This is a genomic window from Mesorhizobium sp. WSM4310, assembly GCF_007003935.1.
Taxonomy (GTDB): Bacteria; Pseudomonadota; Alphaproteobacteria; order Rhizobiales; family Rhizobiaceae; genus Mesorhizobium.
The window spans coordinates 22,095-38,230 of record NZ_VFTA01000001.1; the positions used below are offsets into that span (position 1 = coordinate 22,095).

General features: G+C 64.2%; 14 protein-coding genes. 10 read left to right on the top strand and 4 right to left on the bottom strand.

The window, feature by feature from the left end; genetic code table 11:
• Positions 1-9: 9 nt before the first annotated feature.
• Positions 10-141, top strand: a complete 132-nt coding sequence (locus FJV80_RS35540; RefSeq protein WP_280951006.1) for a hypothetical protein — start codon at positions 10-12, stop codon at positions 139-141.
• A gap of 107 nt (positions 142-248) precedes the next feature.
• Positions 249-1,118 carry an S-formylglutathione hydrolase gene (gene fghA, locus FJV80_RS00105; protein ID WP_142875225.1) on the top strand — a complete coding sequence of 290 codons (870 nt, stop codon included), beginning with the start codon at positions 249-251 and terminating at the stop codon, positions 1,116-1,118.
• 120 nt (positions 1,119-1,238) lie between these two features.
• Here fghA and FJV80_RS00110 read toward each other — a convergent pair whose 3' ends face one another.
• Both FJV80_RS00110 and FJV80_RS00115 read right to left on the bottom strand, forming a co-directional pair.
• Entirely contained in the window at positions 1,239-2,522 is a 1,284-nt protein-coding gene (locus FJV80_RS00110; protein WP_142875226.1) for an FAD-binding oxidoreductase, read from the bottom strand.
• A 170-nt stretch (positions 2,523-2,692) separates the two neighbouring features.
• Positions 2,693-3,796 carry a histidinol-phosphate transaminase gene (locus FJV80_RS00115; RefSeq protein WP_142875227.1) on the bottom strand — a complete coding sequence of 368 codons (1,104 nt, stop codon included), beginning with the start codon at positions 3,794-3,796 and terminating at the stop codon, positions 2,693-2,695.
• 231 nt (positions 3,797-4,027) lie between these two features.
• On the opposite strand from FJV80_RS00115, the gene FJV80_RS00120 reads away from it, so the two are divergent.
• The 8 genes from FJV80_RS00120 (at position 4,028) to FJV80_RS00155 (ending at position 12,317) form a co-directional block, all read left to right on the top strand.
• Positions 4,028-4,801, top strand: coding sequence for a glucose 1-dehydrogenase (locus FJV80_RS00120; protein ID WP_095771295.1), 774 nt, complete (start codon positions 4,028-4,030; stop codon positions 4,799-4,801).
• Between the two features lie 82 nt (positions 4,802-4,883).
• Positions 4,884-6,206 carry a histidinol dehydrogenase gene (gene hisD / locus FJV80_RS00125; RefSeq protein ID WP_095771294.1) on the top strand — a complete coding sequence of 441 codons (1,323 nt, stop codon included), beginning with the start codon at positions 4,884-4,886 and terminating at the stop codon, positions 6,204-6,206.
• 15 nt (positions 6,207-6,221) lie between these two features.
• Entirely contained in the window at positions 6,222-7,247 is a 1,026-nt protein-coding gene (locus tag FJV80_RS00130) for an alcohol dehydrogenase catalytic domain-containing protein (RefSeq protein WP_142875228.1), read from the top strand.
• Between the two features lie 31 nt (positions 7,248-7,278).
• Positions 7,279-8,010: a histidine utilization repressor gene (hutC, locus tag FJV80_RS00135; RefSeq protein WP_019856675.1), complete on the top strand. Its 732-nt coding sequence runs from the start codon at positions 7,279-7,281 to the stop codon at positions 8,008-8,010.
• 107 nt (positions 8,011-8,117) lie between these two features.
• The gene (locus FJV80_RS00140) at positions 8,118-9,416 is read left to right on the top strand and encodes a hypothetical protein (RefSeq protein ID WP_142875229.1); all 1,299 of its coding nucleotides are present in this window, start codon (positions 8,118-8,120) and stop codon (positions 9,414-9,416) included.
• A gap of 214 nt (positions 9,417-9,630) precedes the next feature.
• The gene (locus FJV80_RS00145; protein WP_142875507.1) at positions 9,631-10,638 is read left to right on the top strand and encodes an ABC transporter substrate-binding protein; all 1,008 of its coding nucleotides are present in this window, start codon (positions 9,631-9,633) and stop codon (positions 10,636-10,638) included.
• A gap of 145 nt (positions 10,639-10,783) precedes the next feature.
• Positions 10,784-11,524 carry an ABC transporter permease gene (locus tag FJV80_RS00150; RefSeq protein WP_348629076.1) on the top strand — a complete coding sequence of 247 codons (741 nt, stop codon included), beginning with the start codon at positions 10,784-10,786 and terminating at the stop codon, positions 11,522-11,524.
• 10 nt (positions 11,525-11,534) lie between these two features.
• Positions 11,535-12,317, top strand: a complete 783-nt coding sequence (locus FJV80_RS00155; RefSeq protein ID WP_027045736.1) for an ABC transporter ATP-binding protein — start codon at positions 11,535-11,537, stop codon at positions 12,315-12,317.
• Positions 12,318-12,344: 27 nt separating this feature from the next.
• Here the strand turns inward: FJV80_RS00155 and FJV80_RS00160 are convergent, their stop codons facing one another.
• Positions 12,345-14,237 carry an ABC transporter ATP-binding protein gene (locus FJV80_RS00160; RefSeq protein WP_142875230.1) on the bottom strand — a complete coding sequence of 631 codons (1,893 nt, stop codon included), beginning with the start codon at positions 14,235-14,237 and terminating at the stop codon, positions 12,345-12,347.
• Entirely contained in the window at positions 14,237-16,093 is a 1,857-nt protein-coding gene (locus FJV80_RS00165; protein WP_142875231.1) for an ABC transporter ATP-binding protein, read from the bottom strand. The genes FJV80_RS00160 and FJV80_RS00165 overlap by 1 nt, the downstream gene beginning before the upstream one ends.
• Between the last annotated feature and the right edge of the window lie 43 nt (positions 16,094-16,136).

The following is a 16,136-nucleotide window of genomic DNA, read 5'->3' on the forward strand; positions in this document are numbered from 1 at the left end:
CGTGGCGATGTGCGGCATCCTGCGGATGCCGAAGCCGTCGCGACCTATGCCGGCCACCGTTTCGCGCGCGAACAGGACGCACACGATATCGGTGATGCGCTGCCGTTCCGGCGGGAAGTGGCGGCCCTGGCGGCGGAATAGGCCCGAGCTGCCCTCGCGACCATGGGTCCAATCCATCAGGGTTGCCGCGGTCCCGCCCCATGCCGTAGACAGGCGGCCGTGACGGACGTTGGCGGAGAAGAAACAAGATGTCGGACCGGATGAAGACCCTCTCCTCGGCCAAGTCGCATGGCGGCGTGCAGGGCGTCTATTCCCATGCTTCGTATGCCTGCTCTTGCGACATGATTTTCGCCGTCTTCGTGCCGCCGCAGGCCCGTGAAAAACCTTGCCCGGTCGTGTGGTACCTCTCCGGCCTCACCTGCACCCATGCCAATGTCATGGACAAGGGTGAGTACCGGCGCATGGCTGCGGAGCTTGGCCTGATCGTCGTCTGTCCCGACACCAGCCCGCGCGGAGATATTCCCGACGAGAGGGACAATTGGCAGTTCGGCAGTGGCGCCGGCTTCTACCTCGATGCGACGCAAGCGCCTTACGCCACGAACTACCGCATGTATTCCTATGTCAGCGAGGAATTGCCGGCGTTGATCGCCCGGGAATTTCCGGCCGATATGACGCGCCAGGCGATCTTCGGCCACTCGATGGGCGGGCATGGGGCGCTGACGATCGCGCTCAAGAATCCCGGGCGCTTCAAAAGCTGTTCGGCCTTCGCGCCGATCGTGCAGCCAAGCACCGCCGGCTGGTCGCGGCCCGCTCTCGAAAAGTATCTCGGTGCCGACGAGGCGTCATGGCGGGGCTATGATGCCACCTTGCTCATTGAGGATGGCCACCGTTTCCCCGAGCTTTTCGTCGATCAGGGAACGTCTGACGGCTTTCTCAAGGACGGGCTGAGGCCCTGGCTGCTGGAAGCTGCCTGCGCCAAGGCGGGCATTGCCCTGACCTTGCGCATGCAGGACGGCTACGACCATTCGTATTTCTTCATTTCGACATTCATGGACGACCATCTGAGATGGCACGCCGACAGATTGTCTGACCCGGTTCCTGGCACCGGGCAACGCTGAAGCAAGGGAATATACCCGAGCGGGCTAATCCCGCAGCAGGTCGAACATCAGCTTGATGAAGCGGTCCGCGTCGACTTCGTGCGCGATGCGCGCATTGTCAGGTCGGTCGAACGCTTCGTGTCAGAGGCCGAACCGGTCCTTCAGCCGCCCGGACAGGATCGCGGCCTTCACCCCGAGCGGCCAGAGGCGGTGGAACCGGATTGGCTTGAGCGTCGATGTCGGCATGGGAAACGGCGACGTGTCGCTGCCGCGCAGCCGCTGCGCCAGGGCAGCGCCCATCGCCGAGGCCATGGCGACGCCACGGCCGTTGTAGCCAACGCAGATCAGCACGCCGTCCTGCGGCTCGTGAATGTGCACAAGATGGTCCTTGGTGATCGCCACCCGGCCGTTCCAGCCATGTGTCCAGCGCGTTCCGGCAAGCGCCGGCCACAGCCGCAGCGCATAGTCGGCGAGGTAGCGGATGGCGGAGGGATCGCCGATCGGCTTCATCGGTCCCCGGCCGCCCATGAGAAGGCGGTTCTGCGCGTCGATGCGGTAGTATACGGTGATATTGCCGGCTTCGTAGACGACCGGCCTTTCAGGGAGAATTGCGGCCGCTGCTGCCGGCGCAAGCGGTTCGGTCGCCGCGATCGCGCTGAACACCGGAACAAGCGACTGCTCCAGGCCCGGCCACAGGGCTCCGGTATAGCCGTTGGTTGCTACAAGCACCTTCTGTGCGCTGACCGAGCCGTTGGCGGTTTTGAGGACCCATCGTCCAGCCTCCCTCTTCAGCGAAAGCACTTCGCTGCCACCGAAAATCCGCGCGCCGGCGTTCCGCGCGGCGGCTGCCAGGCCGATCGTGTATTTCAGGGGATGGAGGTCGCCGCCGCGCGCGTCGAACATGCCGGCTATGTATCTGTCGGTTCCGGTTCGTGTCGCCATCGCCTGTGCATCCAGCATGCTGACCGGCATGCCCCGCCGCTCGCATTGCGCGGCCGTGGTCCGCACCGCGGCTTCCGGCTTCGGCCGGATCGCCGCGCGGATGGTCCCGTTCTGCCGGGCCTCGCAGGCGATCGACAGGCGCTTGATGAGGCCGAAGGTGAAATCCGGCGCACCGTAGGAGAAATCGATCATCCGCGGCCCAAGCTCAGGGCCGAACATCGCCTCGATCGTGTCGGGATCGTATTTGAGGCCGGGATTGACCTGGCCGCCATTCCTGCCCGAAGCGCCCCAGCCCGGCTGGTGCGCTTCCAGCACGGCAACGTCGTCGCCGGCTTCCGCCAGATGCATGGCGGTGGAAAGGCCGGTGAAGCCGCCGCCGACAATGGCGACCCTTGCCCGCTGCACGCCGGCAAGGGCGGGGTAGTCGGCGGTGCCGCCGGCCGTTTCGCGGTAGAGGCTCTTCGGTGCGTTGCTCTCTAGCATGCTGGGCATCGTCAAGGCGACCGGGGAGGAACACAGGCCCGAGAGGCTGGACGGAAGCCGTTGGGCGAAAGGGGATGCGCCACCTGCGAAAAACTCCATATGGGGAACGGCAGACCGTCCAAATATCGTGCCCGGTGCGCGCCAGACAATTCAGCATGGCCTTCCGGAAATCACAACAGCCGCGACAGCGCCGCCATGAAGTGGTCGTTCTCCGCTGGCGAGCCGATGCTGACACGCACATAACTGTCGAAATCTTGCTGCTTCCACGGTTTGACAATGACGCCTTCGCGCAGCAGGCCCTCGGCGAAGGCGGCGGCATTTTGCCGGCAGTTGAAGAACAGGAAATTGCCGCGGGAAGGGGCGACGTCGAGGCCCATGTTCCTGAGGAAGCTCTCGACCCGCGTTCTTTCCGCCTTGGCCAGCGCGACGACCCTTGCAAGGTGTTTCTCGTCCGCCAGCACCGCCAGCGCGGCGGCCTGAGCCATGCCATTGGCGTTGAATGGTGTGCGCACCCTGTCGAGCAGGGCGCGCAATTCCGGGTCGCCGACGATACCGAAGCCGATCCGCAACCCGGCGAGCCCGAACGCCTTGGAAAATGTCCGCAACACGATCCAGGGCCGGTCACATTTGCAGAGGTAAGGCAGCGACGAGGCATAGTCGTCGCCTTCCGCATATTCGGCATAGGCTTCGTCGACGACGATCAGCGTCTCGTCGCCGGCCGCATCCAGAACCTTCGACAGCTCGCCGGCAGACAGCCAGCTGCCGACCGGGTTCATCGGGTTGGAAAACAGCAGCATGCGGGGCCGCTCGCGCACCGCCTCGATCAGGGCATCGACATTGATGGTGAGGTCGTCGTTGACGGTCGCTCGTTTGACGCTCGCGCCCATCAGTGTCGCGTAGTCCTCGTGCAGCGGGAACGATGGATAGAGCGTGACGACGGCCTCGCCGGGCCGCAACACGGCACGGCTGATGACGGAGAGAAGGTCCTCCGAGCCATTGCCGAGGATCACCTGATCCTCACCGAACTCATATTTGGCGGCGATAGCCTGGCGCAGTTCGCGCCCGGCCGGATCCGGATAGATCCGGAACATCTCGGCGCCGGCCTGCATCATCGTGGCAAGCGTCGGACTCGGGCCAAGCGGGTTTTCATTCGAGCCCAGCTTGGCGATCCTGGCCGGAGCATATCGTTGCATGACCTCGGCGACGGTCAGCCCGGAATTGTAAGGCGACAAGCGCGTGACTTCGGATCGCACCATGTCTGATGCTTTCGACATTAGCGGGCTCCTCTACGGTCGGCCGACGGACCCCTATCATCGACCGGGTTCTCAAAAACCAGGGTTTCGCTGCATCGTCCCCAGGGGAGCCTGGTCGCCGACGGGCGCGCCAGCGCAGCGAATTTTGTTAGGAGTAGCGTAGCCGAAACTGTTTGTATATGCTTGTATATGTAACTTGATCTGGTAGTCTCGCTATGGGAACGGAAGCTCGACACCGGCAAGGAGGATCACATGCGCAATGCTTCTCTGTTCGATCTCGCCGGCAGGAAAGCGCTTGTCACCGGCGCCAGCCGCGGAATCGGCCGCAGCATCGCCGAGGCGTTGAGCGCTGCCGGCGCCGACGTCGCGGTCACCGCGCGCAGCCTGGCGTCCCTCGACGGGACCACGGCGGCGATCCGTGCGGCCGGCGGGGTTGCGCATGCCGTCGCTCTCGACGTCACCGATGTCGGCCGCTGCCGGACCGCCACCGCCGAGGCTGCGGGCCTGCTTGGCGGTCTCGACATCCTCGTCAACAATGCCGGAATGGAGGAGGTCAGGCCCTCGCTCGACGTCGACGAGGCGCTGTGGGACCGGATCGTCGACACCAATCTCAAGGGGGCGTTCTTCTGCGCCCAGGCGGCTGCACTGCAGATGCGGGATGCCGGGCATGGCGGCGCCATCATCAATCTCTGCTCGCTGACGTCAGAAGTCGGCATTCCCACCGCGGTGCCCTACGGCTCGTCGAAGTCGGGCCTGCTCGGCATGACCAGGGCGCTGGCGGCGGAGTGGGCGGGTCTGGGCATCCGGGTCAACGCCATCGCCCCGGGTTACTTCCGGACGGCGATGACCGATGTGTTCTACAGCAACGAGGCATGGCAGCAGTCCATGCTCGCCAAGATCCCGCAGCAGCGTTTCGGCGATCTCGGCGACCTGCACGGCGTTGCCGTCTTCCTTGCCTCGGATGCGGCGGCCTACATAACCGGCCAGTCCATTCCGGTGGATGGCGGGTTCCTGGCATCGATTTGAGGCGGCGCGCTAAAAGTTAGAAATCAACGTCTCGCGCAACGTAACCGGCCGGCGCGTTGCGTTCCAACAAAGAGGAATATCCATGTCCGACATCAGCTTCCACGATCTGTCATCGCTCGACGCCACCCAGCGGGCCAGCCTGTTGAAGCGCGCCGAGGCCGATCTGTCGGTCTTCGTCGAAAAAGTCCGCCCGATCATCCAGGCCGTCAAGGACGAGGGCGACGCCGCCCTCATCCGGTTCGCCAGGGAGCTCGACAAGGCCAATGTCGCCGAAGGCGGACTGCAGGTGTCGGAAGCCGAGTTCGACGCGGCCTTCGACAAGGTCGAAAAGGATGTCGTGGAGAGCATCGCCTTCGGCATCGACAACATCAGGCGTTTCCATGAGGAGCAGAAGCCGGAAACGATGTGGCTCAAGGAAGTCCGGCCGGGCGCCTATGCCGGCGACCGCTATACGCCGATCGCCTCCGTCGCGCTCTACGTGCCGCGCGGCAAGGGCGCCTTTCCGTCGGTGACGATGATGACATCGGTTCCGGCGGTCATTGCCGGCGTGCCGCAGATCGCCATCGTGACGCCACCGACATCGGATGGTTCGGTGGATGCGGCGACCCTGGTCGCGGCTCGCCTCGCCGGCGTGCACACCGTCTACAAATGCGGCGGCGCCCATGCCGTCGCCGCCGTCGCCTACGGCACCGAGACGGTGAAGCCCGCGCTCAAGATCGTCGGCCCCGGCAGCCCATGGGTGGTGGCGGCGAAGAGCATCCTGTCCTCGGTCATTAACACAGGGCTTCCGGCCGGCCCGTCGGAAGCCATCATCTTTGCCGATGACAGCGTCGACGGCGGCCTTGCCGCGCTCGATCTGCTGATCGAGGCCGAGCACGGACCGGATTCTTCGGCCTATCTGGTGACGCACAGCCGCAAGGTCGCCGAGGCAGCGCTCGCCGCACTCCCGCAACACTGGTCGCGGATGACCGAACAGCGCGTGGAGTTCTCGCGCGCCGTGCTGACGGGCACGCGCGGCGGCGTCGTGCTGACCGCGTCGCTGGAAGACAGCTACCGCTTCATCAACGACTATGCGCCCGAACATCTGGAAATCCTGTCGAACGAGCCGTTCGCGCATCTCGGGCATATCACCGAGGCGGCCGAGATCCTCATGGGCCCGCATACGCCGGTGACCCTTGCCAACTTCGTCCTTGGGCCTAATGCCGTGCTGCCGACCAGCCGCTGGGCGCGCACCTACGGGCCGCTTTCGGTGACTGATTTCGTCAAGCGCTCGTCTGTCGGCTACGTCACCTCGGCCGCCTATCCGGAATTGGCGAAGCATGCCCGCAGGCTCGCCCGCTACGAGGGCTTCAGCTCGCACGAAAACGCGGTCTCGGAGATCCGCGACCGCTACCTCGCCGGCTGAACGGAGACGATCGCGATGAAGGCGGCACGGCTTTATGGACCGGGCGATCTGCGGGTGGAGGACATCGCCGAACCCGGCTTGCCGGATGCCGGCTGGGTGAAGCTCAGGGTCGATGCCGCCGGCATCTGCGGTTCGGACCTGCACAATTTCCGCACCGGCCAATGGATAAGCCGCTCGCCTTCGACCGCCGGCCATGAGCTGACCGGCACGGTGACCGCGCTCGGCGAGGGCGTCGACACCGTCGCCGTCGGCGACAGGGTGATTGCCGATTCCCGCTTCTGGTGCGGGGAATGCGCGCAATGCCGTGCCGGCAGGCGCCATCTCTGCGCTTCGCTGGGCTTTGTCGGCGAAGTCTGCGACGGCGGCTTCGCCGAACAGGCTGTTCTACCCGCGCGACTGCTGCATGTTGTCGATGCAGCACTTGACGAACGGGTCGCCGCGATGGCGGAGCCGCTCGCGGTGGCGCTGCACGCGGTACGGCGTTTGCCAAAGACGGCAGGCTCGGTGCTTGTCGTCGGCTGCGGGCCGATCGGCGGTCTCGCCGCGCTGCTGCTGTCTCGAAGCTTTGCCGGCACCGTGCTTGTCGCCGACCGCAACCAGGCCCGCTGCGCCCGCGTGGCGCGGGTGACCGGCGCAACAATCGTCGACCTTGACCGCGATGCCATTGCCGCCGCGACCGCCAATGCTCCGCTGCTGGCGGCCGTCGAGGCGACAGGCAGCATCGCCGCTTTCAACCAGTTGCTCGGCGTTCTCGATTCCGGCAGCACTGTGGCGATGGTCGGCATCTTCCATGGCCGTCTCGACATCGACCCCAACCTTCTGGTCGAGCGCGAGATCGCGCTGCTGGGGTGCCATGCCTTCGCCGACGAGTTGCCCGACGCCGTGCGGATGCTGGGTGAGTTGAGCAAACCGCTGCTTTCCCTGATCGATCGCGAGATCGGTCTCGACGATATTGCGGCCACTTATGAGCGGCTGTTGGCGGGGCAAAGCGACGGCTTGAAAACAATCATCCGCATGCGGCAACCTGTCGAGCCGGCTTGATTTCCGATAAATTGCCGGAAAGGATTTTGAAATGATCGATTTGCCCGATACGGCGAGCCCCCTTTACGAGAAGGTGAAGGACTACATCTTGACAAACATCGGTACAGGCCGGTGGGGCAAGGATCGCAAGCTGCCGTCCGAGAATGAGCTGGTGGTTTCGCTGGGTGTCTCGCGCATGACAGTCCACCGGGCCTTGCGGGAACTGACCGCGGCGGGCTTCCTGATCCGGCTGCAAGGTGTCGGCACCTTCATCGCGCCGCCCCGTCCGCAATCGACGCTGATCGAGATCAACAACATCGCGGCCGAGATTGTCGAGCGCGGCAACAGGCATCGCTCGGAAGTTCTCGTGCTGGAAACCATCATGCCTACGAAGGAACTCGCACTGTCCTTCGAGTTCCCAAAGCGCGTCGCGATCTATCACTCGGTCGTCGTCAATTTCGAGAACGATTTGCCGGTGCAGCTGGAGGAGCGCTTCGTCAATCCGAGCCTGATCCCCGACTACGACAAGCAGGACTTTTCGAAGACGGCGACCTACGACTACCTCATGCAGAAAACTCCGGTGACCGAGGTCGAGCACATCATCTCGGCGATCCCGGCCGACGCCGAGACGGCGCGGCATCTCAATATCGATGTCGGCAGCTGCTGCCTGTTTCTGCACCGCCGCACATGGACGGGCGCGATCGTCGCCACCATCAGCAAGCTGACTTATGCCGGCAGCCGCTATTCGCTAGGCAGCCGCTATTCCCCCTCCAAGACCAACTGACGCCTAAAGCCAATGCTGATCACGGAATCTTCGACGCAGATGTATGTACATGTGCTGATAAGAGCTGTTTCGCGCCTTGCGGACGGATCGGCTGGAAGGGGCGGCCGATGATGCACAGCCGCACGGCGCGGATCCGCGCGCTCGCGCAACACGATGTCGGCGAGGCGCAACACGCGCTGGCGGCCTTGCTGGGCGATCTGTTCGCAATGACCCCCAGCAACGTCCGCATCAATGTCGACAAATACAGCCTCAATTCGTTGAACGGCTTCTTCGACAGCGAGGGCCAGGCCTACTTCTTCAAGTTCCACCAGGAGGAACGTGAGGAAGCCATGACCGGCGAATACTACCGGGCGGAAATCCTGTCGCGTGCCGGCCTGCCGGTCGACCAGCCTGTCCACATGTCCGCCCAGCCGGGTGAGCAGATCCTTGTCTACCGCCGCCGCACCGATCCGAGATTTTCGGATGTACTGTTTGCGCTGGATGCCGAGGACGATGCCGGCAAGCGGCGCGAGGCGGTTCTCGCCGAGCGCGACCTGTCCGCCAGGCTGCTCGAGGTCTATCTCGAGACGCTGCATCCGGTGACTGTCGCGGAGGTCTCGGCTGAGCCGATCCACCGGCTGTTCCATGAGCGGCTGATCGACGCCGATACGCGGTCGTCGCCGGGCGGCCGGCTGGCGGATTTCTATGTCGGCAAGCCGTTTGTCTTTCCTGGCATGGAACTTGGCTGGGATCGGTTCTGCCGGCTGAAATTCGTCATCAACGGCCAGCTCTACACCAGCAGCATCGGCGAGCTTTTCGACGCTGCTGCGGCGCGCTTGCGGCCGGACCGGCTGGCCGATGCCGGCGGTGTGGTCGCGCATGGCGACGCCCACAATGCCAATGTCTGGTACACGGAAGAAGCGGGGAGGGCGGATCTGTCCTTCTTCGATCCTGCCTTTGCCGGCTCGCATATCCCGACGCTGCTGGCCGAGGTGAAGGCAACCTTCCACAACATCTTCGCCCATCCGTTCTGGCTCTACGACCCAGCCATCGCGACAGACGCTTTTCGCGCTCAGGCGCGGCTGGACGGAGACCTCATCCATGTCGACACGGACTGGGATTTGAGCCCGGTTCGCCGCGACCTGCTGGAGGTCAAGGCCACTGCTTTGTGGCGACCGTTGCTGCTCGAGCTCAAGCGGCGCGGCATGCTGCCGGCGGATTGGCGGGCGGTCCTGCGTTCAGGGCTTTTCCTGTCGCCAACCCTGGTCATGAACCTGCGCGCCGGCGCGCGCAGCCACACGCCGGTCTCTTCCCTCATCGCCTTTTCAGTCGCGGTCATGGTCGGCAGCGAGCCCGATGCCGGAGCCGATCGGGTGACCGACTTCCTCGACTTGATCGATCCTGAAAGCGCGAGCCGAGGCGCCTGATCCATGGGGGAATTGAGCCGTACCAACTTGTATATGCATGTATGTATTTTAGCCTTGACATCCGCGCCCGCGGACGCTGAAATATCCCTGCACTTCACCACGAAGTGGTGGGCAAGACGCCGAGGCACAGTGCCGCAAGAGCAGAAACCCGCAGTCTCACCAGACCGGATGCCTGGGAAAAAAGCGGTCTGATCATCAAGGGGAACTTGAGATGATGCGTAACCTAGCAGGACAATTTCGCGCGCTCATGATGGCCGCCGCCATCGGGCTCGGCGCCGCGCCAGTCGCCCACGCGGCCGACGCGGCCATTCCCGCGACGCCCGAGGCAGGACCGTTCAAGATCGGCATCGAGCCCTGGCTCGGCTACGGCCAATGGCACGTCGCCGACGCCAAGGGCCTGTTCAAGACGAACGACCTGTCGGACGTCCAGATCGTCAATTTTGCCGAGGACAAGGACATCAACGCCGCTTTGGCCAGCGGCCAGCTCGACGCCGCCAACATCGCGACCCACACGGCGATGGGCATGGTGGCCGCCGGCCTGCCGGTGAAGATCGTGCTGCTGCTCGACGTCTCGATGACGGCCGACGCCATCATCGCCGGCAAGGACGTCACCTCCATCGCCGACCTCAAGGGCAAGCAGGTTGCTTTCGAGGAAGGCACGACCAGCGATATCCTGCTCAAATACGCGCTCGCCAAGAATGGCATGTCGATCGCCGACGTTCAGCCGGTTCCGATGCCTGCCTCCGACGCCGGCGGCGCGTTGATCGCCGGCCGCGTGCCGGTGGCGGTCACCTACGAGCCCTACCTCACCGTCGCCATGGCGCAGAACAAGGACGTCAAGCTGCTGTTTTCCGCCGGCGAGGATCCCGGCCTGATCAGCGACGTGCTGGTGGTGCGCGACGAGGTCATCAAGTCGCGGCCCGGCCAGGTGTTGGCCATGATCAAGAGCTGGGACGCCGCACTCAAGGATTACCATGCAGACACACCCGGCGGCCGCGCCATCATCGCCAAGGCGGTCGGTTCCGACGTCAAGGACCTGAACACCGCTTTCGATGGCGTGCGCTACTATTCGCTCGCCGAAAACAAGACGGCGCTGACCGGCGATTTCACCACCAAGACATTCGCCGACGTCGAAGCGGCCGCCAAGAACGCCAAGCTGCTGCAGGCCGACGTGACGCCGGAACAGATGATCGATCCGTCCTTCGTCAAGGCGGCGCAATGATAGAGGCCGGATCGCGGTGGTAGCGCAGATGTCCGCGGAGCCCCCCGCGAAAACCGGCCCGGCCGCGCCAAAGGCGGCCACGAAACAGGCCAGGCGCCGCCGATCCTCCGGGATCGGCGCGCCCATCGCCAGGTCGCGTTTCCTGATGATCGCGGTGGCCGTCTTTGTCGGGCTTGGCCTTGGCTGGTGGGCGGCGACGGGGCTGGAATGGGTGAAGCCCATCTTCCTGCCGTCGCCCGGCAGCGTTGCGACCCAGATAGCCAAGCTCGCCGCCGACGGCACGCTGTGGCTGGACCTCACGGCCTCGGCGTATCGCATTTCCATCGGCTTCCTCATCGCCTCGGCATTGTCCATCCCGATCGGCGTGCTGATCGGCAGCTTCCGCTCCTGGGAGGCTGGTATCGAGCCGCTGGTGGATTTCATCCGCTACATGCCGGTCGTCGCATTCGTACCGCTCTCCATCCTGTGGGCCGGTACCGGAGATACCCAGAAATTCCTGATCATCTTCATCGGCACCTTCTTCCAGCAGGTGCTGATGATCATGGACAATGTGAAACGGGTTCCCGCCGATTTCATCGGCCTTGGCCGCACGCTCGGCCTGCCGGACCGCAAGATCCTGACGCGCATCGTCGTGCCCAGCGCCCTGCCGGGCATCTGGGATACGCTTCGCATCAGCCTCGGCTGGGCTTGGACCTGGCTGGTGCTGGCCGAACTTGTCGCGGCGACATCTGGCTTGGGCTATCGCATCACCGTGTCGCAGCGCTATTTCCAGACCAACACCATCATTGGCTACATCCTGCTCCTCGGCGTGCTCGGTCTCATCACCGACCAGGTCATGAAGGCGCTGGAGAAGGTTCTGTTCCGGCAGGATGGCCATTCGCAATGAGGAACCGCCGATGACTGTTCCCAAATTGCGCATCGCCGGTCTCGACAAGAGCTTCGGCACTGGCGAGCGGCGCACGGAAGTGCTGCGCGACATCAACCTCGATCTTGCCGACAATGAGTTCGTCTCGCTCGTCGGCACGTCGGGCTGCGGCAAGAGCACATTGCTGTCGATCGTTGCCGGACTGCAGGACTTCGACGCCGGCGATCTCAGCATCGATGGCGCGCCGATCCTGCAGCCGGGTCTCGACCGCGGCGTCGTCTTCCAGTCCTACACGCTGTTGCCCTGGCTGACGGCGCGGCAGAACATCGAGTTCGCCCTCAAGGCCGCCGGCTACGATCGCACCGCCTGCCGCGAGATCGCGCTCGAGCATCTCGACCTCGTCAAGCTGTCGCAAAGCGCCGACCGCTATCCGTCCGAACTGTCGGGCGGCATGAAGCAGCGTGTCGCCATTGCGCGCGCACTGTCCTATCGGCCGAAGATGCTGCTGATGGATGAACCGTTCGGCGCGCTCGATGCCTTGACCCGGCACCAGATGCAGGAACTGCTGACCCAGATCTGGGAGGAACACCGGCTGACCGTTCTCTTCGTCACCCATGATGTGGAGGAGGCGGTCTATCTGTCGGACCGCATCGTCGTCATGGGGATCGGGCCGGGACGCATCATGCAGACCTTCAACGTCGACATCGAGCGGCCGCGCCGGGAAGAGGTGATGGAGACCCCGGCCTTCATGGATCTGCAGCGCGGCGTGCACAAGGCGATCCGCGAGGCATCAAGACGCCCCGAAATGGCGTAGACGATTGCGGCCACTTGCAGGCGCCGTTCACGTCGCCTTGCCGACCACGGCGTCCAGTTCCAGCTCGCCTTCCGCAATGTCGTCGAACGAAGCGTAGTTCATGTTGTAGAGGCGGGCGTAGAGGCCCTTCCTCTGCATCAGCTGTTCGTGGTTGCCGCTTTCGACGATTTCGCCATTCTGCAGCACGATGATGCGGTCGGCGCCGCGAATAGTAGCGAGCCGATGGGCGATGACCAGCCCGCTGCGGCCCTCCAGCAGTTTGATCAGCGCCTTCTGGATCAGCATCTCGGTGTAGGAATCGATGCTGGCCGTAGCCTCGTCGAGCACCAGGATCTTGGCGTCGGCCACCAGCGCTCGCGCGAAACTGATGAGCTGGCGCTGGCCGAGCGAAAGGTTGCCGCCGCGCTGTTCGAGTTCGGTATCGTAGCCATCGGGCAACTGTTCGATGAAGTCGTGCGCGCCGACCGCTTGTGCGGCGCCCACCACTTCATCGCGGGTTGCGCCGGTCTTGTGGTAGCGGATATTCTCCAGCACCGTGCCGGAGAACAGGAACGGCTCCTGCAGCACCATGGCCACCTGGTCGCCGAGCGAATCCTGCGTCAGGTCACGCACGTCATGACCGCCGACCAGGACTTGCCCCGACCAGACATCGTAGAAGCGGTGCACCAGCGCCATCGAACTCGACTTGCCCGATCCCGTTGGGCCGACAAGGGCGACCGTCTCGCCGGGATTGACGCGGAAGGAGATGTTCTTCAGCACCGGCTGGTTCGGCCGGTAGCCGAAAGTGACGTTCCTGAACTCGACCGAGCCGTCCGTATCGCGCGACAAGGCCACCGCATTGTCCCTGTCGCTGACATCCACCGGCACGTCGAGCACTTCGGAGATGCGCTGGCCGGAGGCCATGGCGCGCTGCATGACGCTGTACTGCATGGTGAGCGAACGGATCGGGTCGAAGAAGCGCTGGATGTAGAACAGGAACGCCACCATGACGCCGACATCGAGGCTGTGCGACAGCACCATCGAACCGCCGCCGACAATGACCGTCGCCATGGCGATGCCGGTCAGCGTGTCGACGATCGGCACCATCACCTGCGCATATTTCGCCGACCGCAGATGGGCGTTGAGGTTGGCCAGCACCTTCTCGTCATAGAGGTCGAAATTGACGTGCTGGCGTTCCAGGCTCTGCACGGTGCGCACGCCATGGATGCCTTCGGCGAGTGCCCCGTTGGCGATGGAATTGGTTTCGTGCGCCGCCATGAAGGCGACCTTGGCGCGCGGCAGCCAGAACAGCCGCACGATGAACAGCATCGGCATGGTCGACAGCGTCAGCAGTCCGAGCCGGAAATCGAGCCACAAAAGGACGGTGACGATGCCGAACAGCAGCACGATGTCGCCCACCGACATGACAGACGTTTCGAGGAATTCCTGCATCGAATTGACGTCGCCCTGCAGGCGCGACATCAGCCGGCCGACCTCGGTCTTGTCCATGAAGCTCAGCGACACGCGCTGCAAATGGCTGAACATGGCGCGGCGCAGGTCGGACAGCACATTCTCGGCCACCTTGCCGACGACGCTTTCCTGCACATGGCTTGCGGCATAGTTGATCAGGATGATCACGGTGAAGGTGACGATCGCGGAGATCATCACCGAGCGGTCGAGCCTGCCCGGAGCCATGCCGTGGTCGATGGCATAACGGATGACCAGCGGGATCGCCAGCTGCGTCAGCGTGAACACCAGCACCGCCGCCACCGAGATGAAGATCCGGCCCTGATAGGGTCTGACGAAGCTCCAGATGCGCCTGACGATGCGCGGATCATAGGCCTTGCCGAAAACCTCTTCCTCGTCGCGATGCGACCCGACGACGGCCTTGCTCGGCCGGCCGCTTTTGTCGTCCTTCTCGTCGTCGTCCTGGCTCGACATCATGCGGCTCCCTCGAGCCGGTCGTTGTCCGGCCGCAGCTGCAGGTCGTAAAGCGCGCGATAGCGACCGCCCAGCGCCAGCAACTCCTCATGCGTGCCGCGCTCGACGATGCGGCCGCCCTCGACGAACAGGATCTGGTCGGCATGCATCAGCGAACTCAGCCGGTGCGAGATGATCAGCGTCACGCGATCCTTGGCGAAACGCTTCATCGCCGCGCGGATACGCTGCTCGGTGCCGGCATCGATTGCCGCGGTGGAATCGTCGAAGACCAGAACCGATGGCCGCAGCATCAGGCTGCGCGCAATGGTCAGGCGCTGGCGCTGGCCGCCGGAAAGCGACGCGCCGCGTTCGCCGACGACCGTGGTATAGCCGGCCGGAAGCCCGATAATATAGTTGTGCAACTGCGCATACTCGGCGGCCTGCCCGATGCGGGTCTCGCGCGCCCAGGGGTTGCCATAGGCGATGTTGTTCTCGATCGAGGTGGTGAACAGGAAGGCGTCCTGCTGCACCACGCCGACCGCCTTGCGCAGCGATTGTAGCGTGACCTTGCTTATGTCCTGGCCGTCGATGGTGATCGTGCCCGAGGTGACGTCGTAGAAGCGCGGGATCAGATGCGCGATGGTCGACTTGCCGCTGCCGGGCGGGCCGACGATCCCTATCGTCTCGCCGGACCTGGCCTCGAAAGAGATGCCGGACAGCGTCGGGCGATCGCCCGCGCCTTCATAGCGGAAGCCGACATCGTCGAAGCACAGCACGCCCTCGGTGATGACGAGCTCCCTGGCGTCGGGCGCATCCTCGATGTCGAGTTCGGTATCGAGCAGTTCGAACAGCCGCGTGCCGCAGGTCGAGGCGCGCGCGAACGAGTTGACCATCAGGCCGAGCTGGCGCACCGGCATCTGCAGGATGGTCATGAAGGTGAGGAACTGCGCCAGCGTACCGACGCTGATCTGGCCCGCGATCACCTTCTGGCCGCCGAACCAGAGCACCAGCCCCATGGCGGCCAGGAAGGAAAAGTTCATGGCGCTGGTGTTGGAGACGCGGATGTCGACGCGCTGATTGGCCAGCTCCAGCGCGTCCTGCTTGGCGCGGTCGAATTTTGCGAGCTCATGGCGCTGCGCCGCGAAGGCGCGCACGACACGGATGCCGCCCAGATTCTCGTCCATCACCCGGCTCAGCACCGACAGCCGCTCCTGCAGCGTCAGCCAGGTGCTGCGCAATCTGAGCTGGGTCACCGAGGATCGCCAGGCGACGAAAGGCACGAAGCTGAGGCTGAGCAGCCCGAGCACGAGGTCGGTGCTGATCAGGAGATAGGCGCCGACGCCGATCAGCACGCTGAGCAGCACCACGCGCAGGATGCCGGTGGAAAAGAACATGCGCACGCCGTCGAGATCGAGCAGACCGAGCGTGATCAGGTCCCCGGTATGGACCTTGTCGTGGAAGGAAAAGCTCAGGCGCTGGATCTTTTCGTAAAAGGCGAGCCGCAATTGATAGCCGGTCTGATGGCCGACGGCCTCGCCATAATAGTTCTGCGCCATGGTGAAGAGACCGCGCAGGATGCTGACGACGAGCAGCGTCAGCGCTGTGTGCCACAGCGCCTGTTCCGCGACAGTGCCGGCACCCGCGGCCATCACGCCTTGCGCCTGGTCGATCGCGCGTCCCAGCAGGCGTGGGATGAAAAGCTGCAGCGTCGCGGCGATGAAGGTCGAGACGAGGGTGATGGCGACCTGCCAAGGATGGCGCAGCGTCATGCGCACGATGCGCAGCAAGGTGCTGAGGCCCTTGCCCCAGGAGGCTTCCGCCACATGGGCAAACGATTTGCCGCGCTTCGCCGCGCCGTTGGTTGCATCCGTCGGCAAGGAAAATATCCAGTCCAATCCGGACATTAGCCCGGACGCATTA

Bases quoted from the DNA above. Each gene is read 5' to 3' on its own strand.
- fghA (WP_142875225.1), top strand. From the start codon at position 249: ATGTCGGACCGGATGAAGACCCTCTCCTCGGCCAAGTCGCATGGCGGC.
- FJV80_RS00110 (WP_142875226.1), bottom strand. From the start codon at position 2,522: ATGCTAGAGAGCAACGCACCGAAGAGCCTCTACCGCGAAACGGCCGGC.
- FJV80_RS00115 (WP_142875227.1), bottom strand. From the start codon at position 3,796: ATGTCGAAAGCATCAGACATGGTGCGATCCGAAGTCACGCGCTTGTCG.
- FJV80_RS00120 (WP_095771295.1), top strand. From the start codon at position 4,028: ATGCGCAATGCTTCTCTGTTCGATCTCGCCGGCAGGAAAGCGCTTGTC.
- hisD (WP_095771294.1), top strand. From the start codon at position 4,884: ATGTCCGACATCAGCTTCCACGATCTGTCATCGCTCGACGCCACCCAG.
- FJV80_RS00130 (WP_142875228.1), top strand. From the start codon at position 6,222: ATGAAGGCGGCACGGCTTTATGGACCGGGCGATCTGCGGGTGGAGGAC.
- hutC (WP_019856675.1), top strand. From the start codon at position 7,279: ATGATCGATTTGCCCGATACGGCGAGCCCCCTTTACGAGAAGGTGAAG.
- FJV80_RS00140 (WP_142875229.1), top strand. From the start codon at position 8,118: ATGATGCACAGCCGCACGGCGCGGATCCGCGCGCTCGCGCAACACGAT.
- FJV80_RS00145 (WP_142875507.1), top strand. From the start codon at position 9,631: ATGCGTAACCTAGCAGGACAATTTCGCGCGCTCATGATGGCCGCCGCC.
- FJV80_RS00150 (WP_348629076.1), top strand. From the start codon at position 10,784: ATGATCGCGGTGGCCGTCTTTGTCGGGCTTGGCCTTGGCTGGTGGGCG.
- FJV80_RS00155 (WP_027045736.1), top strand. From the start codon at position 11,535: ATGACTGTTCCCAAATTGCGCATCGCCGGTCTCGACAAGAGCTTCGGC.
- FJV80_RS00160 (WP_142875230.1), bottom strand. From the start codon at position 14,237: ATGTCGAGCCAGGACGACGACGAGAAGGACGACAAAAGCGGCCGGCCG.